Raw genomic sequence first — 21,744 nt, forward strand, 5'->3', positions numbered from 1 at the left:
CACAAACACTGTGGAGGGTGGAATACAGCCAATGAAACGATGGAAGCTATGGCTTGGTCTTGCAGTAATCATCATAGCAGCAGGCTCTGGCGGCGCTTATTATTATTTGAAACCGGATCAGACAGCAGCGGCGGAGGAGTCCGCATCCGTAACCGTACAGGCGACCAGAAGCAATTTGGAGCTGAAAATAAGCGCGACGGGAAGCGTCGTAGCCGATTCGCGCGAGACGGTTACGGCAGGCGCCACCGGGACGATCGAGACGCTGAACGTAAAAGTCGGCGACAAGGTCAAAGCGGGTCAGGTGCTTGCGACCTTTGAGCCGGAGAAGGACTATGAAAAAGAAATAACGAGTTTGCAGACGAGCATTGAGAGCAAGCAGCTGCAGCTTGAGGATTATCAGACGCAATATAAAGAGGCGACAGGCACGGAGAACGAGGAAGAAACGAAGCGGAAAATTTCCCTCTCGATCGAAAGCCTGAAGCTGGAGATCCGGCAAGCGGAGGAAGATATAAACGACCTGTACGAGGAGCAAGCGAGTGTGCCGGAAGTTGTCGCGACGATCGATGGCGAAGTAACGGCAAGCGATGTGAGTATAGGCGACGAAGTCAGCCCGAATACCGTCATTGCCGAAATCGTCAATTACGATCAGCTGGAGTTTGTCGTATCGGTGGATGAGCTGGACATCCCTTCCGTCCAAGAAGGCCAGATTGCGCAAATCTATTTGAACGCACTCTCGGATCAGACGTTCGAGGGCACCGTCTCGAGCATTGCGCGCGAGGGCACTTCGTCGGGGGGCGTCTCCGCTTATGAAGTCAGCCTGCTAATGAAAGAAATCGAGGGCGTCAAAGTGGGCATGTCAGGAGAAGCGGATATCGTGCTCGAGTCGAGAGAAAATGTAGTGGTCGTGCCGGTTGACGCGGTGATGGAGATGGGCAATCGCACATTCGTCCGCGTGCCGGACGACGGCGGGTCGCAGACAGGCGCCTCTGCCGGCAGCCCGAGCGGCGGAGCAGAAGGAACAGGAGCCGAGGGAGGGACAACGGCGGGCGAAGTGCCGGCAGGTGATGCGCCGGTAGGCGGCGCTTCGGACAGCGGCGCACCGGCGAGTGAAGCGGCATCAGACGGAACGCCGGCAGGCGGCGCGCCGGCAGGCCAAACGCCAGCGGGCGGAGTTCCGGCAACCGGAGGCAGAGCGGCAGCGCCAAACTCCGAGGGGGCGGATCAGGCAGCGGGCGAAGGCCGTGGCCAAGGTCAAACGCCGAGTTTCCCGCAAGGGCAAGAGGCGCAGGGCGGAAGACAGGGAGCGGCCGGGCGCGGCGCAGGGATGGGAGCGATGGCCGGTATGGAAGGACGGCTCGTTGCCGTTGAGACGGGACTAAGCGACGAAACGTATGTCGAGATCGTTTCGGGCCTTGAGGAAGGGGATGCGGTTCTTATCCCGGTTCCGCAGGGTACGGTCGGCATGGGCACGGATTCGGAAGAGGAAGGGGTCCAAATGATGCCGGGCGGCATGTTCCCGGGCGGCAGCATGGGCGGCTTCGGCGGTGGAGGCGGCGGCTTCGGCGGAGGAATGGGCGGCGGCGCCCAGCGTACAGGCAGCATGGGAGGCGGCGCGCGATGACGGGCGCGAAGCAGGACGCCCTCATCGAAATCAGCAATCTCGTCAAGCAATACGTGATGGGCAAAGAGACCGTAACCGTGCTGAAGGGCGTATCGCTTCATGTATACCCAGGCGATTTTGTGGCGATTGTAGGGCCGTCCGGCTCGGGCAAATCGACAATGATGAACGTAATCGGCTGCTTGGATACGCCGACGGAAGGCAGCTACAAGCTCGATGGCACCGAGGTGAGAGGGCTTAGCGACGATAAGCTGGCGGATATCCGCAACAAGAAGATCGGGTTCATCTTCCAAGGCTTTCATCTGCTGCCTAAGCTGACCGCGCTTGAGAATTGCGAGCTGCCGCTCATCTATCGCGGCTTGCCTGCCAAACAGCGCAGAGAGCTCGCGTTGACCGCGCTGGAACAGGTCGGCCTCGGAGAACGCGTCCATCACAGGCCCAGCGAGCTGTCCGGCGGCCAGCAGCAGCGGGTGGCGATCGCCCGCGCGCTCGCGACGAATCCGCCGATTCTGCTTGCGGATGAACCGACCGGCGCGCTGGATATGAAGACGGGCCAGGAGGTGCTCGGTCTTATGGAGGAACTGAACCGCCAAGGCCATACGATCGTGCTTATTACGCATGATATGGATGTAGCGAAGCGGGCCAAAAGAACGGTTGTTATGCGGGACGGCGTGCTGACGGAGGAGAGGAGGTACGGGCATGAAGCTGAGCCAAGGGTTCAGGATGGCGTTCAAGAGCGTCTGGTCGAACAAGCTTAGAACCGCGCTTTCCATGCTGGGTATTCTGATCGGCGTTGCGACCGTCATCGCTCTGGTCGGCATGGGCCAAGGCTCGCAGAAGGAAGTGGAGGACCAAGTCGCCAGCCTGGGGACCAACTCTTTATCGGTCACCATTTCGGGACGCGGAACGACAACCTCGCTATCATTGGAAGACGCGCTTGCGCTTGCCGAGATTACAAATATAGAAGCGGTATCGCCGACGGTAAGCGGCAGCGCGACGGTCAAATACGAGAAGACGAGCACGGACGTTACGGTTGAAGGCATTACGGGACATTATGAGGTCGTCAACGATTTCAGTGTACAGTCCGGCCGTTACATCGCACCGATCGATGTCCGGAATACGCAGAAGGTGGCGCTGATCGGCGTGGACACGGCGGAAGAGCTGTTCGGGAACGAGGATCCGGTCGGCGAGGTCATTCTCGTGAACGGCAGCCGGTTCACAATCGTCGGTTTGCTGGAGGCGAAAGGAAGCACGCTGACCGGCTCTAACGACGAGAAGATCTTGATCCCGATCACAACCGCGCAAAAAATGTTCGACAGCGTCGGCGTCCGCAGCATTAATATTAAGGTGGAGGATATGGACCGGATGGACGCGACGGTCTCGGCTTTGGAAGCCAGCCTTCTTGAGACATTTCGGGGAGACGACAGCAGCTACCGGGTATTCAATCAGGAGGATGCGGTCGAGACGCTGAACGCCGTCAACGAAACGATGAATACAATGCTGCTCTACGTGGCGGCGATTACGCTGCTCGTCGGCGGAATCGGCGTCATGAACATTATGCTTGTGTCGGTCACCGAGCGGACGCGCGAGATCGGGATTCGCAAGTCGCTGGGCGCGAAGCGGCGGGATATCATGTTCCAGTTCCTCGTCGAGGCGGTCGTCATCAGCGGGATGGGCGGAGCGCTCGGCATCGGGACCGGCTACTTGGGTTCCTATATCATCGGTATAGCAGACGGAACGGATACGTCGGTTCCTTTCACTACCGTAATCATCGCATTTGCTTTCTCGGCTTTTGTCGGCGTTGTGTTTGGACTGTTCCCGGCCAACAAGGCATCCCGCCTGAAGCCGGTAGACGCTCTGCGGCATGACTAGGCTCCATTAACGAGATTGAAAGAGAAGATTCGAATCGTAAAGGTTTTCTAATTTAAGTCTATCCTAGCAAACCGCCTCATAGAATGAACTATCCGGACGAGGGTAGTGAGAGAGATACCCTCGCTCGTCCGGCGCCGCAGCCATCGGTATTCGTCTGGCAGCGGCAGGTTCTTCGAAGGGGGCGGTTTTTGTAAGCATGATGGATAGGCTTGCTAGAATACGGACAAGCGTAGGAGAATTGGCGAAACGGCGTGACTGGTGGGTTGTTTTCGGAGTTGGCCTATTATTGGGCTCCGCTGTATTCGGAATGAAAGTTTTATTGAAAGATCGGACGCCTCCGCAATCTGCACAAAAGGCATCCGTTCAGGAGGATCTACAGGCCTTGTGGGATGGCGCGGTAGAGGTATCCATTCCGGAGCAGGCGAAGTCCGTACAATCGGTACAAGCAGCACGTATCCCGGCCCAAACCGTGTACGAGCCGGATGTTCCCGCCAAAGAAGCGGCGGTAGAGACAGAATCTGCGAACAACGAGGATAGCAAGAATATAAGCGGAGACGACAAGAAAAATGAGAGCGCGGGCACGATAAAAATTCCTGCCAAAACCGCGCTTGACGGCGAGAAGGTTCGCGTCTATTTAACCGACAAGAAGAGGATAGAGACCGTTCCTCTCGAAACGTATGTGATGGGCGTATTGGCCGCGGAGATGCCGATCGACTTCCATCTTGAAGCGCTCAAAGCCCAGGCTGTAGCCGCCCGCACCTATATCGTCCGAAGACTTTCTTCCGGCGCCAGGAGCGGCGAAGCCGATGTGCTGGACACGGTGCAGCATCAAGTCTATTTTTCCAAGGACGAGCTGGCTTCGCGGTGGAAGGGCAAAGCGAAGCGGGACAACCTCGCAAAGCTGAAGCAGGCGGTGGAAGAGACGCGGGGACTCGTCATGACGTATGAGGGCGAGCCGATCGAAGCGGCGTTCTTCTCTACCAGCAATGGTTATACCGAAAACTCGGAGGATTACTGGGAGCAGCCGCTTCCTTATCTCCGCAGCGTCGCGAGCCCGTGGGATAAGGAGCTGTCGCCCCGCTATGAGGCCGATCAGACCTTGAAGCTCTCCAGCTTTTACCGCGCGATGGGACTTTCCGGGAAGGCGGCCAAGGGCAAGCCGGCTATTAAAGTAACGGAATGGACTGACGGCAAGCGTATTAAGGAAGTAGAGATCAACGGCAAAGCTTTCAGCGGGAGAGAAGTAAGAGAGAGATTAGGACTTGCTTCCTCGCACTTCAGCTGGAAGATAGGGAAAGACAGCATAACGATCACGACCTATGGCCTCGGACATGGCGTCGGCATGAGCCAATGGGGGGCCAACGGAATGGCGCAGGACGGGAAGACGGCGGAGGAAATTTTGGAGCACTATTATACAGGCGCAAGCTTAGAGCAAGCTTCAAAGCTTCCAAAGCGGACAAACTCTTAAATTTTGATATCCCTCACGTATAAACCTAGCAGATGTGGCAACAATGGCTAGTGAGGTGATATCAATGAATGATCAAAACAAGCAAAAGCAAAGACCAGAGGAAACTCCCAAAAACGTACTGGGAGGCGCGTCTGCCGCGAACTCTAGCAGCGGTTTGAAGAAACTATTCGCAAAGCGTTGGGTTTCTCCAGCAATCTTCATGGCTGCGGCAGCAATTATCGTAACCTTAATGTGGATCTATCAGGGTTCGGATCCGGCACAACAAACAACGGCGCCGGAAGATACCACTGAAGTGACGCAAGGGGACGAGCAAACGCAAGGCAGCACGAATGAGGAAGCAGCAGTTGATGAGGAAGAGGTTGTCGCGATCGCCGAAAATATGAAGTGGCCGGTTGCCAGCCTGGAAGCTCTGCAAATGGAAACAAAGTTCTATGACAGCAGCGCAAGCGAAGCGGATAAGGAAGCGGCTCTCATTCAAGTTAACAACACGTACTCGCCGCATACGGGAATCGACTTCGCGGATCCGAACGGCCAGCCATTCGATGTTCTGGCGGCGCTTGACGGCAAGGTATCCCATATCGAAGCTCATCCAACGAACGGCAACATCGTCGAAATCGACCACGGCAACGGCCTAGTCACGGTCTACCAAAGCTTGGCGGATATTCAAGTGGCGGAAGGCGACGAAGTCAGCCAAGGCGATGTGATCGCGAAAGCGGGCCGAAGCGACCTGGAGAAAGACATGGGCGTACACCTTCACTTCGAAACACGCCTTGACGGCGAGACGGTTAATCCAAGCAAATACATTACGGAATAAGCACAGCGGCTTGTCCAGAGGGCAAAGCGGCGGGAGCGGGAGAAATTTTCCCGCTCTTTTTTTATTTTTTTTCTAGGCCGGCAGACCTGTTCCCAAAAGGCTTTTCCCGCTTTAAATCGGTGTTCGATCAAAAATTCTTGTCTTTCCGGGCTTGTCACGCTTGGACATAAAGAATATATAACCGCTCCACTCATATAATGTACCAAACTATCTCGAGTAGGGAGGCGGGAACGTGCACGACTACATCAAAGAGCGAACCATTAAAATAGGCCGATGCATCGTGGAGACGAAGCATACGGTGCGAACGATCGCTAAAGAGTTTGGCGTGTCCAAAAGCACGGTGCATAAGGACTTAACCGAGCGGTTGCCGGAGATAAACCCCGACCTGGCGGACCAGGTGAAGCACATTCTCGAGTACCACAAATCCATCAGGCATCTTAGGGGAGGAGAAGCGACCAAGATCAAGTATAAGAAGACGAGCGGCAAGAAGCGCGAAGTGCTTGCGGCCGGCAAAGTTTAGCGTTCCGCAAACACCTTGTCTTTTCGATTATTTTTTACAAAAGCGTGGAGGATTTTTGTCGGATTTGGCGAATAATGTTCGTTAGGGGGTTGCTCCTTTTACGGGAGGAACAAATTGGAACGATAACGTTAACATTTATTCGTTGGGGGACTTAAGCCTTATGCTGAGCAAGGATATCGGAATTGATCTTGGGACAGCCAATGTCTCTATTCACGTGAGAGGTAGAGGCGTTGTGCTTGACGAACCTTCTGTTGTCGCTATTGAAAGCGATACAAAGAAGGTGCTCGCGGTCGGCGAGGACGCGCACCGGATGGTTGGCCGGACGCCAGGCAACATCGTGGCGATCAGACCGCTTCGGGACGGCGTCATCGCCGATTTCGAGATCACGGAAATTATGTTGAAAGCGTTCATTGACCGCGTGGACGGCCGCAAGTGGTTCAGCCGTCCGCGCATCCTCATCTGCGCCCCGACGAATATTACTTCGGTTGAGCAGAAGGCGATTCGCGAGGCTGCCGAGCGCAGCGGAGCGAAGGAGGTTTATCTCGAAGAAGAGCCGAAGGCTGCCGCGATCGGCGCGGGTATGGATATTTTCCAGCCAAGCGGCAACATGGTTGTAGACATCGGCGGCGGTACGACCGATGTAGCCGTGCTCTCGATGGGGGACGTCGTCACGTCTTCCTCCATTAAAGTGGCCGGAAACAAGTTCGATGACGCGATCATGAAGTATATCAAAAATAAGTACAAGCTGCTCATCGGCGAACGGACAAGCGAAGATATCAAAATAAAGATCGGAACGGTATACGAGGACGGCCGCCAGGAAGAGATCGATATTCGCGGGCGCGACATGGTTACCGGGCTTCCGCTTACGGTCACGATTCGATCGAACGAAGTGCGGGAAGCGCTATGGGATCCGGTCATGTCCATCGTGGCCGCAGCGAAATATGTGCTCGAGCAGACGCCTCCGGAGCTGTCGGCTGACATTATTGACCGCGGCGTTATTTTGACCGGCGGCGGCGCGCTGCTGGGCGGACTTGACGCCTTGCTGGCGGACGAGCTTAAAGTGCCGGTGCTGGTCGCGGAGGATCCGATGCACTGCGTCGTCAAAGGGACCGGTATTCTGCTTGACCACCTCGACAAGCTTAAAAAGTAACGGCGGCGGACAAGCCTAAGCTTTCGCGGGTAGGGCGCCAAAAGGGGGGCGCGCCGAGGCGGAACTTAAGTCTTAGGTCGCACGTTTGTGCTATTCAGACATCATGGCAAACAACCGATAAAAAAGAGAGACAGCACGAACGAAGCGGCGATGAATGCTTTCGATGCTAGTTTGCGCCGCAGACAAGAAGCATATGCTTCGCGAACGTTATGCGCAAGCTTACGAAACAAGTTTGCTTCACAAACAAGCGTATGCTTATGAAGCAAGTTTGCTTCGCAAACTTTGAGGAGGACGAATTCATGCTAAGAGGGCTTTATACTGCAGCGTCGGGCATGATTGCCCAGCAGCGCAGGCACGATACCGTTACGAATAACATTTCCAATATCAATACGCCGGGTTATAAACAGACAAACGCGGTTACGCGCTCTTTCCCTGAAATGCTTCTATCGATGACGGGAGTCGAAGGCGCCAAACATACACAAATCGGCCGCTGGACAAGCGGGGTCATGGCGGAGGAAGCATTGTCTATTCATTTGCAAGGCGACCTGATGCAGACGAATCAGGCTTCTGACTTTGCGTTGATCTCCAACATTGAGGTTGAAGGCCTAGCTTTTGATGAGTCGGGCAAAGCAATCTCGGACGATGGCGAGGTCGTATTCCAGCCGCAAGCTTTCTTTACCGTGCAGGACGCTAACGGCGAAGTCCGTTATACGCGCGGCGGCAAATTTACGGTAAACGGCGATGGCTTCCTGTTGACCAGCGATGGCTCGAACGTGCTTGGCACGGACGGGGCGCCGATTCAACTGCCCGTCGGCATCGGCCTCGACACGCTTAAGTTGACGGATGATCAACGTTTCGTTGACAGCGAAGGGCAGGAGATCGGGGCTCAGCTGCTTATCACTCGCATCGATAATCCGAATGAGCTTGTTCGGGAGGGCAACGGTAACTTCCGATTCGTAGATGGCGAAGGCGAAGCCCGTCCGATTGAGGCCGGGGAACGAATTGAAGTAAGGCAGGGCTACGTGGAACGCTCCAACGTCGATTCCGCTCAGGCGGCGGTAGATCTTATGTCGGCTCTGCGGGCTTATGAAGCGAATCAGAAGGTCATACAGTTTTATGATCAAAGCTTGCAGAAAGCTGCAAACGACATTGGCCGCATTTAACGAATGTTAGCTAGGAATTAGGCGTATCAGTAAAGGAGAGGGTTCTGCGGCATGAACGCATCTATGATTAACGCGATGGTCTCGATGAACGCGCTCCAGCAGAAGCTGGACCTGATCTCGGACAATATCGCGAATGTGAATACAGTAGGCTATAAGAAAAAAGAAGCGACCTTCGAAGACCTGCTTAACAACGTGAAAAGGCAGCCCGAAGCGTTCAATTTACCCGGCAGACTTTCGCCGCTCAACTTCAACCAGGGCTGGGGCGCTCGGATGACGATGGTTCAGCCGAACTTGGCCCAAGGACCTATGAAGGCGACGGATCTGGCGACGGACTTGGCGATTGAAGGCAATGCCTTGTTCGAAGTGGTGGTGGACGATGCGGGCACCCGGGCCTATACGCGCAACGGGTCGTTTCAGTTGACGCTTAACGCAAACGGTGATACGATTTTGGCAACGGATGAAGGCTACCCTGTTGTCGCGAACGTGCCGGATGCGGACGGCAACATCGTGGAAGGCAACCTTGTCATCCCGGAAGGCTACACCCTCCGCGTGAATGCTGACGGCACTGTGCAGGGCATCTCGTCGGACGGAACAATTAACCTAGGGAGCATCAAGCTGCTTCAGGCTTCGCGGCCGGCAGGCTTGACAGCTGTGGCGGATAATCTGTTCACGATAGCGGAAGGCATTAATGTAGACGACGTTGTGCAGCAGATCGTTCCTAGCTTGGATAATCGGATCGCTTTGCGCCAAGGCTATTTGGAGCAGTCCAATGTTGAGCTGACCGATGAAATGACCGAGCTGATCAGCGTGCAGCGCGCGTATCAGCTGGCTGCTAGAGCATTGTCGTCCAGTGACACGATGCTGGGTCTTGCGAACACGATGCGCTCATAGGTATAGAATGTAGGTGATAGGTATGGCTGACGATCGAATCGGCTCGGGCCGTAATGATTATGAGGGCGGACCTCAGAGAAGAAGTTATACAGAGGACGTACCAACCAGCAACGGCTCTATAAGCGAACAGTATTCCCGTTCGCAAAGGCTAGGCGGAAGCGCCCGGCCGTCGGTAACGAGAGTGGTTGACCTAAGCAAGAAGGATTCGGAACGGAAAGCCGTCTCTGAAGAGCATGACGATGAGGAAGAGGACGACAACCGTCTACCGAGATGGGCAAGAGTAACATTATGGCTGCTTCGTAAGAGCATTGTACCTATTATAATGGTAGTTATGCTGATTATTGGTTTGTACGGCGGATACGTCTACCTGGGCGATGGCCCAAAAGGCGATGTATTCAAATGGGAAACCTGGCGGCATCTTTATGACCTTATATTTGCGGAATCTTAATAGGATCGTAAGACCGTCCCGAGAGGGGCGGTTTTTTGTTTGGGGTTGAGCAGTCGCACGCGGTCTGCAATGGTGCTTTTGGCCGTTGGAGTGTCCGGAAGTTGATCAGAGTGAGCTGCAATGGTGTTTTTGACCGTTAGAGTGCAGGGAGTAGGCGTGTAGTGAGCTGTAATGGTGTTTTTCGCCGTTGGAGTGCAGGGAATAGGCGTGTTGTGAGCTGTAAAGGTGTTTTTAGCCGTTGGAGAGCATGGAGTAGGCGCAGAGCGGTCTGTAAAGGTGGTTTGGGACGTTGGAGTGCAGGGGATAGGCGTGTAGTGAGCTGTAATGGTGTTTTTCGCCATTGGAGAGCATGGAGTAGGCGCATAACGGTCTGTAATGGTGTTTTTGACCATTGGAGAGAAGGGAATAGGCGTGTAGTGAGCTGTAATGGTGGTTTTGAGCGTTAGAGTGCAGGGGATAGGCGTGTAGTGAGCTATAGTGGTGTTTTTGGCCATTGGAGAGCATGGAGTAGGCGCACAGTGAGCTGTAATGGTGTTTTTTACCGTTGGAGTGCAGGGGATAGGTTGTGTAGCGAGCTGTAAAGGTGTTTTTAGCCGTTGGAGAGCATGGAGTAGGCGCATTGCGTTCTGTAATGGTGGTTTTGAGCGTTAGAGTGCAGGGAATAGGCGTGTAGTGAGCTGTAAAGGTGTTTTTTGCCGTTGGAGAGCATGGAGTAGGCGCAGAGCGGTCTGTAGAGGTGTATTTAGCCGTTGGAGCGAACGGAAGAGGTGCAAGCGGTTTGTAAAGGTGTTTTTGTCCGTTAGGGAGAGCGGGGGAGGCGAAGAGCTAGAAACAGCCCCGGCTGACGTTACCGTCGACCGGGGCTGCTGACAGCTGTTTACATGTTATTCAGTCGGTTTAGTCGCGCGCTTGATGAAGAAGGAAAGAATGAGCGCGACGACTGCGAAACCTAGACCGAGCTGGAAGGCGTTTTGGACGCCGGCAGCGAGCGCGTTAGGCGCTTCAGCCGCCATTGCCGCCGGATCGGTTAAACCTTTATCCGTGAAGTAATTTTTGGATCCGGAAGTCATGATGCTGATGAAGAAGGCAATGCCGAGCGCGCCGGCAACCTGGTTCACCGTGTTCATAATGGCGGAGCCATGCGGGTAATACTTCGGCGACAGCTGGTTCAGGCCGTTTGTCTGCGCAGGCATCATAATCATCGACATCGCAAGGCTCATGACGCAGTGCAGCAAAATGATCGTGCCTTTGCTCGTTTCCAGATCAATCTGCGTAAAGAAGTACATTACCACAACCAGAATAGCGGCTCCCGGAATAACGAGGGCGCGGGGACCGAGCTTATCGAACAGCTTGCCGGTAATCGGCGACAGGAAGCCGTTCACGATACCGCCAGGCATTAGAACGAGACCGGCTGCGAACGCCGTCATCAGCATGCCTTGCTGCATCAGAATCGGCAGAAGCATCAGCGTGGAGAACAGAGACATCATGACAATAATGATCAGTATGGTGCTGAACGAGAACATCGGAGCTTTAAACGCGCGCAAATCCAGCATAGGCTCCTTCGATGTCAGCTGTCTCCAGACAAAGAGGATCAAGCCGATTACGCCTGCGATAACGGATGCATACACCCGCGGTTCGGACCAGCCGCCTTCGCTTTCGCCTAAGCTGCTGAAGCCGAATACGATGCCGCCGAAAGCGATTGTGGAAAGAATGATCGCCAAGATATCGACTTTTGGCTTCGTAACCTCGGATACATTTTTCAGGTAGACTGCGGCAAACGCGATGGCAAAAATGGCAAATGGAAGCACCAAGTAGAACAACCAGCGCCATTCGTGTAAGGTTTCCAAAATCAGACCGGACAGAGTCGGGCCGATCGCCGGTGCGAACATGATGACGAGACCGATACTGCCCATAGCGGCGCCGCGTTTCTCCGGCGGGTACAGAACAAGGATCGTATTCATCATAACCGGCAGCATAAGACCGGTACCCAGCGCTTGAATGACTCGGCCGATGAGCAGTGTATAAAATTCAGGAGCAAGCGCGCAGACCAATGTTCCCGCTGCGAACAGCGTCATTGCGCCGAGGAACATTTGCCGAGTTGTAAACCATTGCACGAGCAAGGCCGACACCGGAATAAGGATACCGACTGTAAGCATATAACTTGTCGATAGCCATTGGATGGTGTTGTAAGAGACGCCCAGCTCGATCACAAGATCGGGAAGTGCGATGTTAAGCAGCGTTTCATTTAAAATTGAAAAAAATGCGCCAATAATGAGCGAGATCAGGATCGGCAGACGCTTTACGTCGCCTAGATCGCGCGGCGCCGCTCCGGCGGCGGCTGCAGAAGTATTCATATTTTTTTATCCTCCATATCCAACGATGTTTCTTTTTGTTTGTTTTTTTGAGTAATGCCATGCAGGAACACGTCTAAAGCGGAACGGTAGAGCGTTAACGCTTCCTGAATCTCCATCTGCCTTACCATTTCGCTCATCCCTCGAAGAAGACTTTCGAGCACGAAGCTCACTTGCACCGAGTTGATTCTGGGATCAAACTCGCCGCTTTGAATGCCCGTTTGGATAAGGTCATTAAATAAACGGCGCTGTTCTTCCGTTTTTTCGGCGATGCGAAGCTTTCCTTCTTCGCTGTTACACCAGGCTTCGACCGTAAATTCACTGGCCGCGCGGCTTAAAGGGTGATGGCAGCCGCGCGTCAAGCTGGCTTCAATCATTTGCCCGAGCATTTCGCCGACGGTATCGCAGCTCTTCCGCTTTTCTTCCCATAATTTTTTCCATTCCACTTCATGCTGATCCAGAAGGGCGAGAAACAAGCCTTCCTTGCTTTTGAAATGGTAATAGATGTTCGCCTTGCTGATGCCGGCCTCAGCCGCAATATCCTCTATGGAAGCAGCGTGATAGCCTCTTTGCGAGAAAATGGCAAAGGCGGTGGCTAACAGACGGGCTTTGGTGATTTCGGTTTGCTTCTGTTTAAAATTCAAGGGTTCACTCCCTTCTGGAAAATTTTAACCATACTGAACGTTCAGTCAGTATTCTAACACGATCCCCATAATGTGCGCAATATCACATTTATAGCCCTTGTCCTGGGTTTGTTTTCATTTTGGAGGAGGTAGTTTATAATAGTTGGGAACCATGGTGGAACATTCCGCAGGACCCGGAGGAGTGTGAACGATTGAATCTGCCTAATTTATTAACCTCTTTGCGATTTCTATTGATTCCCGTATATATCGGTATATTCGCCAGCGGTCACATGATCCCGGCGTTTCTTGTTGTGGTTGCGGCAGGCGTTACGGACGTGCTCGACGGTTACATAGCCCGCAGGTTCGGCCAGATCACGGCGACTGGCGAAATGCTGGACCCGCTCGCCGATAAGCTGATGCTGATTACCGTCATCTTATCTCTCCTGTTTGCCGGTTATATTTCATGGTGGGCCGCGGGGGCGATGTTCCTTCGCGATCTTGGCATGATAGCGGGCGGGCTTTTTGCCCATTTCCGCGGGAAGAAGAGCGTGCCGGCCAACTGGATGGGCAAGCTTACAACCGTTTTGTTTTACGCCGCGATTATGTTTATTTTCTTCGAAGCTCCGTTTGCGCAGCCGTACCTATGGGCTGTTATTGCGTTTTCGTTCGTCACGTCTTTTGTGTATCTATTGTCTTACAAAGCCATAAACGGCAAGATCGAAACGCAGCAAGGACAAATAGGAGAACAGAAAGAGGCTTGACCTATGGACGCTTCAGGTCCGTAAGTCAAGCCCCCTTATCTTAACCTTCATAAACTGCAGTTTTACGAAGGATAAGTATAGTGTCGCTTAGAACACCGAATTTTATACAAAAAAATCGCTTAAGCTGAAAACTGGAAAATTGAACTGGACTTTATGAACAAACGAACACAAAAACTTTGTTGAAGGGAGCTTCATCACAATGATGGACATTAACCAAATTCAAGAAATTATTCCGCACAGGCCGCCGTTTCTGCTGATAGACCGCATTCTCGAGGTTGAACCGGGAGTGCGGGCCGTCGGTCTTAAAAATGTAACGATGAACGAACCGTTTTTTGTCGGACATTTCCCAGGGTACCCGGTTATGCCGGGCGTGCTGATCGTCGAGGCGCTCGCTCAAGTCGGTTCCGTCGCTATGCTGATGGTGGAAGCCAACCGAGGCAAGCTGGGCTTCTTTGCGGGCATTGACGGCTTCCGTTTCCGCGATCAGGTGAAGCCGGGCGACACGCTTATTCTAGAGGTGCAGATTACGCGTCTAAAAGGACCGATCGGCAAAGGCCAAGCAACGGCGAAGGTAGGAGACAAGGTTGTGGCCGAAGGCGAGCTCATGTTCGCGCTGTCTGACCGGTCGTAATACCGCATACACATTGTAAGTGTCGATGGCTCTTTCAAAACTCATGAAGGAAAAGGGGATGTCCCAATGAGTCAAGTAACGAATGAAAGCATACAAGCACGCTATGAAGCGTGGCTGAACGACCCGCTGATTGACGAAGCGACGAAGGCGGAGCTGCGCGGCATTGCGGGAGAGGAGAAGGAAATCACGGACCGGTTTTATCGGGATTTGGAATTCGGAACAGGCGGACTCCGCGGCGTGATGGGCGCCGGTACGAACCGCATGAATGCCTATACGGTAGGCAAGGCGACGCAAGGGCTGGCGAACTGGCTGCTCGCCCGCGGAGACGGTGAAGCGCCCGCAGTGGTGATTGCGCATGATTCGCGCAACAACTCGCCGGAATTTGCTTTGGATTCGGCGCTTGTGCTTGCGGGCAACGGCATTCGAACCTATCTGTTCCGCGGCTTGCGTCCAACGCCGCAGCTGTCGTTCTCGGTCCGCAGGCTGGGCGCTTCGGCAGGCATCGTGATTACGGCCAGCCATAACCCGCCGGAGTATAACGGGTATAAGGCGTACGGTCCTGACGGCTGCCAGCTTATTCCCGAGGATGCGGAGCAGGTCATTGCGGCAATCGGAGCGGTCGGCGGTTTCGACGCGATTAAGCGGCTCACGCAAGAAGAGGCGGAATCGCAAGGACTGCTTGTATGGCTAGGCGAAGACGAGGACCAAGCGTTCATCGATACCGTTGTGGGCGAGAGCTTGAACGCTGAGCTGCTAAGGGGCGAGCTGGGCGAACGTTTCTCGGTCGTCTTTACGCCGCTGCACGGCACAGGCAATATCCCGGTTCGCGGGGCTTTGGCCGGTATCGGTTTCCGGAACGTACATATCGTAAAGGAGCAGGAGCAGCCGGACGGCTACTTCAGCACGGTGAAATCGCCGAATCCGGAGGAGCGCGACGCATTCGAGCTGGCGATCAAGCTGGCCAAACAAGTGGACGCGGATATCATTATCGGTACTGACCCGGATGCGGACCGGATGGGCGCCGTTGTGAAAGACAAGAGCGGCGAATATGTGGTGCTGACGGGCAACCAATCGGGCGCGCTGATGGTGCATTATAAGCTTAGCGTGCTGAAGGAGCGCGGACTGCTTCCGGACAACGGGGTCGTTATTAAGACGATCGTCACAAGCGAGATGGGGGCGGATATTGCCCGCGCTTACGGAGCGGAAGTGGAGAACACGTTAACGGGCTTCAAATATATCGGGGAAAAAATGACGGGCTATGACAGAAGCGGCGAGCGTTCCTTCCTATTTGGATATGAAGAAAGCTACGGTTACTTGACCGGCACGTATGCCAGAGACAAGGACGCCATTGTAGCGGCGATGCTTATCTGTGAAGCGGCAGCTTACTATAGCAGTAAAGGCAAGACGCTATACGACGTGCTGGAGGAGCTGTACGGCACCTTCGGCTATTACTTGGAAGGATTGGAGACCCGCACCTTGAAAGGTCTTGACGGCGTGCAGAAAATCGGCGCGATCATGGATGACTGGCGCGGCAATCCGCCGTCGGACATCGGCGGAGTCAAAGTAACCGCTGTGATGGATTACAGCGCGGGACTGGACGGTCTTCGTCCGGAGAACGTGCTGAAGTACGCGCTCGAGGACGGTTCGTGGTTCTGCCTGAGGCCCTCGGGCACGGAGCCGAAGATTAAAATTTATTTTGGCGTGAAGAAGGAGTCGGCGGATGCTTCGGCATCGGCGCTGCAAGCCTTGAGAGAAACCGTGATGTCCCGAGTGGACGGCGCGGTATAGAAAAGGACGGAGATTAAAGTGCTTATGCGTTGGCAGCGTTGGAATCGTCAGGCGAAGGTGTTGCTATGGATCATCACGCTAATCGGCGTGGTGGCGGCATTGCCGCTCGGCGCATCGAGAATGGCGATGGAAGGATCATCGGATACGGTCGAATATGTTTTTGATTATCGGGATATTGTAGAGGTCGCGGAGTCTCAGCCGCGCCCTCAGCAATTTTTGGAGGACAAGCTTGCGGTTCTTAAGGATGCGGGCATCACGACGATGGCCGTCTACGAGAGCTCGCTGAAGGAGCTTGCGCAAGCCGGACGGCTTACGTATTACAACGAGAAGGATGTGGCGTTGCTGCAAGGCAAACCGGCATCCGAGGACACGAACTACACGTATGTGCTCTTCAGCGGTCCGGAAGAAGAAGCGGCTGTGGGACCGATTGTTCGCGAAGCCTACGACCGCATGGGCGTCGCTTACCGCGACTGGTCCTACGAAGGAAGGAACGGACTGGTTATTGAAGAGTCCTTGACGGCGGCGATGCTGAAAACTTTGGACTTCGACCCGATGACCCTGGGTGCGATTGCCGACGCGGGCTTTCACATTCTCCCGCGCTTCTCGGATCGTGTCGTGCCGTATGACGCGGAGAGAACGGCCTCGCAGCTGGAGCGTTTGAAAGCTTACGGCGTGGAACGCATTTTGTTCGATGGCGAGAGCGTAAAGGGCGCGGCTGATCAGTCCGCTCTTCACAGCCTGGACAGCCTAGGCGCGCTGCTGAACGAATACGGAATCGGCCTGACTGCGATTGAAAATTTAAAAAAGCCGCAGCAAGGGCTCAATAAATTGGCCTATCTTACGAATTATAATGTAGTAAGGGTGTATTCCCTGTCGCCGGAAGACAGCCTTTCGATGACCCAGGCAGGCATTGAGGACCGATTCCTGCTTGCTGCGAAGGACCGCAATATCCGCATGTTTTTCTTGAATACAACGACAAAAAACAGCCAGGATAAGGGCATCATCGAGCAATCGGTGGATAGTCTGGCAGCCGCGATGGGCAGCGAATCCGGCGTTATCGCGCAGATGGAAGAGGCGGGTTATCCGACGGGAATCGCGAAGGCCTTCACGTTCGAGAAAGCTTCCTGGGAGAAGCCGCTTCGGGGCATCGTGGCGCTCGGTGCGATCGCCATCATTACGCTGCTGATCAGCGCGTTTATCCCGGCCGTAGCGATTCCGGTATTTGTGATTGGTCTGATCGGCTCCGCGGGCTTGTATGTGCTGAACAGCTCCCTCATGGAACAAGGTCTCGCTTTAGGAGCCGCTGTAAGCGGACCGACGCTGGCGCTGATCTGGGTCATGAACCGGATCTACTCCCGCACGATCGGAGAGCGCCGGATGGTTGGCGGCGAAGCCTGGAGCGTAGGCGGCTCCGGTTCCGCTCAAGATCCGAATAAGGAAGAACGCGTGCAGTGGGTATTCCCTAGCGTATCGATCGGCCGCCGCCTTGGCATCGCGATTAATTGGTTCGTGGTGGCGACGTGCATTACGCTAACTGCGGTACCGCTTGTTTTTGGACTATTGAATAATATTACGTACAGCCTTGTGTTGGAGCAGTTTAGAGGCGTAAGCGTGCTGCATTTGGCGCCGCTCTTCCTTGTCGCTGTCTATGTGGTGCTGTACCAAGGAAGCGACGGCCGCGGCGTCATCAAGCGAGCTGTGTATCTGCTGCGTCAGCCGATCCGGGTTATTTGGGTCATTACGGCTGTTATCGTCGGCGGTATCGGCTTCTATTACCTGTCCCGCACAGGCAATGCCGGCGAGGTATCCTCGCTGGAGCTGGTTATCCGCAACTGGCTGGAATCGACGTTCGGCGTACGTCCGCGCTTTAAGGAATTTATGCTGGGCCATCCGCCTCTATTGCTTGGCTTGTTCCTTGCGCTGCGTTACCGCGCGGCATGGGCGTTCATTATTATTGGCACGCTTGGCCAGCTTACGATGGTCAGCACATTCACGCATATTCATACGCCGCTTTATATTTCGATTGTCCGCACGCTGCTCGGTCTTGGCGCCGGAATCGTCATCGGCGGTATTGCGATATTCGCATGGATTGTATTGGAGGGAGCATGGCGAAAATGGCTGGCACCGGTGATAAGCAAAAGCAAATATTCCGCATAGCCATATCGGGCTACTACGGCTTCAGCAACAGCGGGGATGAAGCGGTGCTCCGCTCGATCCTGCTGGCGCTTGAGGAAGAGGCGGCCGCGCAGGGCGTCACGGTTCAGCCGATCGTGCTGAGCGCCGATCCGGCATGGACCAGCCGGATGTACGGCGTGGAGTCCGCTCACCGCATGCGGCCTGGCGATCTGCTGCGGACGCTGCGCAGCTGCGACGCGCTGATCAGCGGCGGCGGCAGCCTGCTGCAGGACGTGACGGGCGGCATGACGATTCCGTATTATACCGGAATCCTAAAGCTGGCCCAGTGGCTCGGCAAGCCGACCTTCGCGTATGCGCAAGGCATCGGCCCGGTGAACCGCCGCGCGATGTATCCGTTGATCCGGAGCGCGATGCGCCGGAGCAAGTATGTATCTGTGCGGGACGCCGAATCCGCCGCTCTGCTTGGGCGGATCGGCGTGCCGCTGGACCGGATCGACGTTGTGCCCGATCCGGTGATGGGGCTTCCGCTGCCGGAGGGTACGACGGCAGCGCGTGAAGGCGCTGAGACGCCGCCGGTGATCGGCGTCTCGCTGCGCGGCTGGCGCGAGGACGGCGCCGACTTGGCCCGCGCCGCCGAGGCGCTAGCCGCGCTGTCGAAGCGCAGGCCGGTTCGGCTGCGCTTCCTGCCGTTCCACACCCCGTCCGACAAGGTGACGTCGGAAGAGGTGATGGAACGGCTGAGCGGCCGGCTCGGCGAAGGAAGCTCCGCCGAGCTGACCGACCCGGGCGACGACCCTCAGGCCATGCTCCTTGCGGTCAGCCGCTGCGACGCGCTGTTCGGCATGCGCCTCCACGCGCTCATTTATGCCGCCAACCAGCAGGTGCCGATGCTTGGCTTATCCTATGATCCCAAAATCGATCAGTTCCTGAATCGCTTGGGGCTCGCGCCGATCGGCACCACCGAGTCGCTGGATGCCGAAGCGTTCGCGGACGCGGCCTGCGCCCTGCTGGACGCGCCGGATGATTGGCGGGCGCGGTATGGGCCCGCCATCGATGAGCTGAAGCGCCAGGCCAAAGATCCCGCGCAACAAATTATACACGCCCTGCGTCAATATAAATCGAGGTGATTTCCTCATGTCGAAACCAATACCAACCGTGCCGATTTTCGGCATACCGTTCTCGAAACTGAGCATGGACGAGACGGTCAGTTATCTCACAGAAGCCATCGAGGAAGGCCGCTTGACGCACGTCATTACGGCTAATCCGATTATGGTGATGGCGGCCTTGGACAACCCGGAGTTTGCCCGCGTGCTGAAGAAGGCCGATCTCATCGTACCGGACGGTGCGGGAGTCGTATGGGCTGCGAAGGTCGGGGGAGAGCCTGTTGCCGAACGCGTTACGGGCTTTGACCTGATGCACCGCCTGCTGGAGCAGGGGGAGAAGCGCCACTGGAGAGTCTACTTGCTCGGAACGACGCAAGAGATTATCGATGCGGCGGCGGAGAAGCTGCAGCTTCAATATCCGCAGGTAAGGATCGTAGGCACTCGAAACGGATTTTTTGGACCGAATGAAGATGAAGCGATCGTGGAAGAAATCCGTGAACTGCAGCCGCATTTGCTGTTTGTGGCGCGGGGCATGGATAAGGAAGACTGGAACGCGAAGTACAAGGAACGTCTTGGCGTGCCGTTTATTATGGGCGTCGGGGGAAGCTTCGATGTCATTTCGGGCAAGCTGAAGCGCGCGCCGGAGCTGTTCCAGAAGCTGAAGATGGAGTGGCTGTACCGTCTTCTTCAGGAGCCTTCACGCTACCGGAGAATGCTTGCGCTGCCGAAATTCGTCGTGAAAGTGCTTCGGAACAAAGAAAACGTGACAAAACCTCGTCCAGAGGCGTAAAATTGTCGGTTTTTACTTTAAAATTGGGTAAAAACGGAGTTGGTATTTCTTTTTCGATCGGAGTATAATTCACTTCGGAGTTAAACGTTACATGCAAATTGCGCCCTTTTTGGGACCGCATAAGCGGACGTTTCCCGGTGAAACATAAGCAGAGGATACAGCGCTAAGGCGACAACTGCTTATGTCTTCAGAAAAGGAGAGTTGTACGCATGTCCATTGGCTTCTTGTATATGATTGGATTCATTGTTTCACTTGCGCTTGCGCTTGTTATGACACCGCTTGTTAAAAAATTCGCCTTTAAAATCGGCGCTATCGATAAGCCGAACCACCGAAAGGTACATACGCGGATTATGCCGCGTCTCGGGGGGCTTGCGATCTACATTGCATTTGTCGGCGCATTCCTCGCCGTATCGCCGTTTATACCGGACGGACTCCTGCGTCCGCGCGATGTGAACATGATTAACGCCCTGCTGGTCGGCGGAACGATCATTATTATCATCGGCGCGCTGGATGACCGCTTCGAGTTGTCGGCCAAGGTTAAGCTGATCGGCCAAATCGCCGCGGCATGCGTCGTTGTTTTCGGCTTCGACGTTCATATCGATCTCGTTAACATTCCGTTCGGCGAGTCGATGCAGCCGATCGCCGAGTGGATCGGCATTCCGCTTACGATTTTCTGGATTGTCGGCGTTACGAACGCGATCAACCTGATAGACGGTCTCGACGGCCTTGCCGCCGGCGTGTCCGGCATCTCGATCGCAACGATCGTGGCGATGGCGACGATCATGGGCTTCCAGCCTGTCATTCTGCTCAGCACGCTGCTGCTTGGCGGCATTATCGGATTCCTGGTGTTCAACTTCCACCCGGCGAAGATCTTTATGGGCGACTCCGGCTCGTTGTTCCTCGGCTTCAGCCTTGCGACGCTGTCGATGCTGGGCTTCAAGCAGGTTGCGATCGTATCGTTCGTAACGCCGCTGCTCATTATCGGCGTGCCGCTGTCGGACACGTTCTTCGCGATCGTTCGCCGCTGGGTGAACAAGCAGCCGATCTTTGCGCCGGACAGAGGGCACTTGCATCATCGTCTGCGCGACCTCGGCTTCAGTCATCGCCGTACGGTTCTGATCATCTGGGGCGTCGCCGCAATCTTCGGCGTCCTTGCGATCGTCCAATCCGCCGTCGTGCAATCCAGCGCGGCGAACTGGATCACATTCGCCGTTATCTGCTTGCTCATGTTCTTCCTGCAGATCGGCGCCGAGCTGACCGGCATCGTCGACAAGACGCGCCGCCCGCTCATTAACTTCCTGGCCCGCATCGGCCTACTGCGCATCGCCAAAGTCGACACGCAGCAGTCCCGCGGTAAATAACGCACTTATTCTACACGTAGAGCCTCGCATCTTACTTGGATGCGGGGCTTATTTACGTCAAGGGCATATTGCCGCTTTCCTTGCTTACTACGTCCTTCACTTCTTCAGCCCCTCATCTAGGAGAATCAGCCTATTTGCTCCATTTATGCGTCCTATTGTCTAAACAACTCGCCTATCTGAGCCGATAAAACAAATACACAGAACTTTTCCAAAGTCAGTGCGTCTATTATAAAAGTGAGATAATCTGACTTGAAAG

General features: G+C 55.0%; 19 protein-coding genes. 17 read left to right on the forward strand and 2 right to left on the reverse strand.

Annotated elements, in window-relative coordinates; translation table 11 throughout:
• The first annotated feature begins 31 nt into the window (after positions 1 to 31).
• From D3P08_RS18360 to D3P08_RS18405, 10 genes are all read left to right on the forward strand, one after another.
• Entirely contained in the window at positions 32 to 1,621 is a 1,590-nt protein-coding gene (locus tag D3P08_RS18360; RefSeq protein ID WP_119601194.1) for an efflux RND transporter periplasmic adaptor subunit, read from the forward strand.
• Positions 1,618 to 2,376 (forward strand): ABC transporter ATP-binding protein, encoded by a 759-nt coding sequence (locus D3P08_RS18365; RefSeq protein WP_119601196.1) that lies wholly within the window; start codon positions 1,618 to 1,620, stop codon positions 2,374 to 2,376. Before D3P08_RS18360 ends, D3P08_RS18365 begins: the two co-directional genes overlap by 4 nt.
• Positions 2,318 to 3,490: an ABC transporter permease gene (locus tag D3P08_RS18370; RefSeq protein ID WP_119601197.1), complete on the forward strand. Its 1,173-nt coding sequence runs from the start codon at positions 2,318 to 2,320 to the stop codon at positions 3,488 to 3,490. The genes D3P08_RS18365 and D3P08_RS18370 overlap by 59 nt, the downstream gene beginning before the upstream one ends.
• A gap of 382 nt (positions 3,491 to 3,872) precedes the next feature.
• Complete coding sequence (gene spoIID, locus D3P08_RS18375) at positions 3,873 to 4,958, forward strand: stage II sporulation protein D (RefSeq protein ID WP_240647640.1); 1,086 nt, start codon at positions 3,873 to 3,875, stop codon at positions 4,956 to 4,958.
• A 64-nt stretch (positions 4,959 to 5,022) separates the two neighbouring features.
• Positions 5,023 to 5,772 (forward strand): M23 family metallopeptidase, encoded by a 750-nt coding sequence (locus D3P08_RS18380; RefSeq protein ID WP_119601199.1) that lies wholly within the window; start codon positions 5,023 to 5,025, stop codon positions 5,770 to 5,772.
• 232 nt (positions 5,773 to 6,004) lie between these two features.
• Complete coding sequence (spoIIID, locus tag D3P08_RS18385; RefSeq protein WP_119601201.1) at positions 6,005 to 6,292, forward strand: sporulation transcriptional regulator SpoIIID; 288 nt, start codon at positions 6,005 to 6,007, stop codon at positions 6,290 to 6,292.
• 160 nt (positions 6,293 to 6,452) lie between these two features.
• Positions 6,453 to 7,442 carry a rod shape-determining protein MreB gene (mreB, locus tag D3P08_RS18390; protein ID WP_119601203.1) on the forward strand — a complete coding sequence of 330 codons (990 nt, stop codon included), beginning with the start codon at positions 6,453 to 6,455 and terminating at the stop codon, positions 7,440 to 7,442.
• A gap of 299 nt (positions 7,443 to 7,741) precedes the next feature.
• Positions 7,742 to 8,605 (forward strand): flagellar hook-basal body protein, encoded by an 864-nt coding sequence (locus D3P08_RS18395; protein WP_119601281.1) that lies wholly within the window; start codon positions 7,742 to 7,744, stop codon positions 8,603 to 8,605.
• Between the two features lie 51 nt (positions 8,606 to 8,656).
• On the forward strand, positions 8,657 to 9,496 hold the full coding sequence (locus D3P08_RS18400) for a flagellar hook-basal body protein (protein WP_119601205.1): 840 nt from the start codon (positions 8,657 to 8,659) through the stop codon (positions 9,494 to 9,496).
• Between the two features lie 22 nt (positions 9,497 to 9,518).
• On the forward strand, positions 9,519 to 9,944 hold the full coding sequence (locus D3P08_RS18405; protein WP_119601207.1) for a DNA-directed RNA polymerase subunit beta: 426 nt from the start codon (positions 9,519 to 9,521) through the stop codon (positions 9,942 to 9,944).
• A gap of 884 nt (positions 9,945 to 10,828) precedes the next feature.
• Here D3P08_RS18405 and D3P08_RS18410 read toward each other — a convergent pair.
• Both D3P08_RS18410 and D3P08_RS18415 read right to left on the reverse strand, forming a co-directional pair.
• Positions 10,829 to 12,298: an MDR family MFS transporter gene (locus D3P08_RS18410; RefSeq protein WP_119601208.1), complete on the reverse strand. Its 1,470-nt coding sequence runs from the start codon at positions 12,296 to 12,298 to the stop codon at positions 10,829 to 10,831.
• Positions 12,295 to 12,939 carry a TetR/AcrR family transcriptional regulator gene (locus D3P08_RS18415; protein ID WP_119601210.1) on the reverse strand — a complete coding sequence of 215 codons (645 nt, stop codon included), beginning with the start codon at positions 12,937 to 12,939 and terminating at the stop codon, positions 12,295 to 12,297. The genes D3P08_RS18410 and D3P08_RS18415 overlap by 4 nt, the downstream gene beginning before the upstream one ends.
• 191 nt (positions 12,940 to 13,130) lie before the next feature.
• On the opposite strand from D3P08_RS18415, the gene D3P08_RS18420 reads away from it, so the two are divergent.
• The 7 genes from D3P08_RS18420 (at position 13,131) to D3P08_RS18450 (ending at position 21,488) form a co-directional block, all read left to right on the forward strand.
• A complete protein-coding gene (locus D3P08_RS18420) occupies positions 13,131 to 13,679 on the forward strand; it encodes a CDP-alcohol phosphatidyltransferase family protein (protein ID WP_119601212.1) in 549 nt (182 codons plus the stop codon).
• Between the two features lie 199 nt (positions 13,680 to 13,878).
• Positions 13,879 to 14,310 carry a 3-hydroxyacyl-ACP dehydratase FabZ gene (gene fabZ, locus D3P08_RS18425; RefSeq protein WP_119601214.1) on the forward strand — a complete coding sequence of 144 codons (432 nt, stop codon included), beginning with the start codon at positions 13,879 to 13,881 and terminating at the stop codon, positions 14,308 to 14,310.
• Positions 14,311 to 14,376: 66 nt separating this feature from the next.
• Positions 14,377 to 16,098 (forward strand): phospho-sugar mutase, encoded by a 1,722-nt coding sequence (locus D3P08_RS18430; RefSeq protein ID WP_119601216.1) that lies wholly within the window; start codon positions 14,377 to 14,379, stop codon positions 16,096 to 16,098.
• A 24-nt stretch (positions 16,099 to 16,122) separates the two neighbouring features.
• On the forward strand, positions 16,123 to 18,255 hold the full coding sequence (locus D3P08_RS18435) for a DUF5693 family protein (protein ID WP_240647641.1): 2,133 nt from the start codon (positions 16,123 to 16,125) through the stop codon (positions 18,253 to 18,255).
• Complete coding sequence (csaB, locus tag D3P08_RS18440) at positions 18,213 to 19,361, forward strand: polysaccharide pyruvyl transferase CsaB (RefSeq protein WP_119601283.1); 1,149 nt, start codon at positions 18,213 to 18,215, stop codon at positions 19,359 to 19,361. The genes D3P08_RS18435 and csaB overlap by 43 nt, the downstream gene beginning before the upstream one ends.
• Positions 19,362 to 19,368: 7 nt before the next feature.
• Positions 19,369 to 20,127 (forward strand): WecB/TagA/CpsF family glycosyltransferase, encoded by a 759-nt coding sequence (locus D3P08_RS18445; RefSeq protein ID WP_119601220.1) that lies wholly within the window; start codon positions 19,369 to 19,371, stop codon positions 20,125 to 20,127.
• A 215-nt stretch (positions 20,128 to 20,342) separates the two neighbouring features.
• Positions 20,343 to 21,488 (forward strand): glycosyltransferase family 4 protein, encoded by a 1,146-nt coding sequence (locus D3P08_RS18450; RefSeq protein ID WP_119601285.1) that lies wholly within the window; start codon positions 20,343 to 20,345, stop codon positions 21,486 to 21,488.
• Positions 21,489 to 21,744 lie beyond the last annotated feature (256 nt).

This window comes from Paenibacillus nanensis, assembly GCF_003583765.1.
GTDB lineage: Bacteria > Bacillota > Bacilli > Paenibacillales > Paenibacillaceae > Pristimantibacillus > Pristimantibacillus nanensis.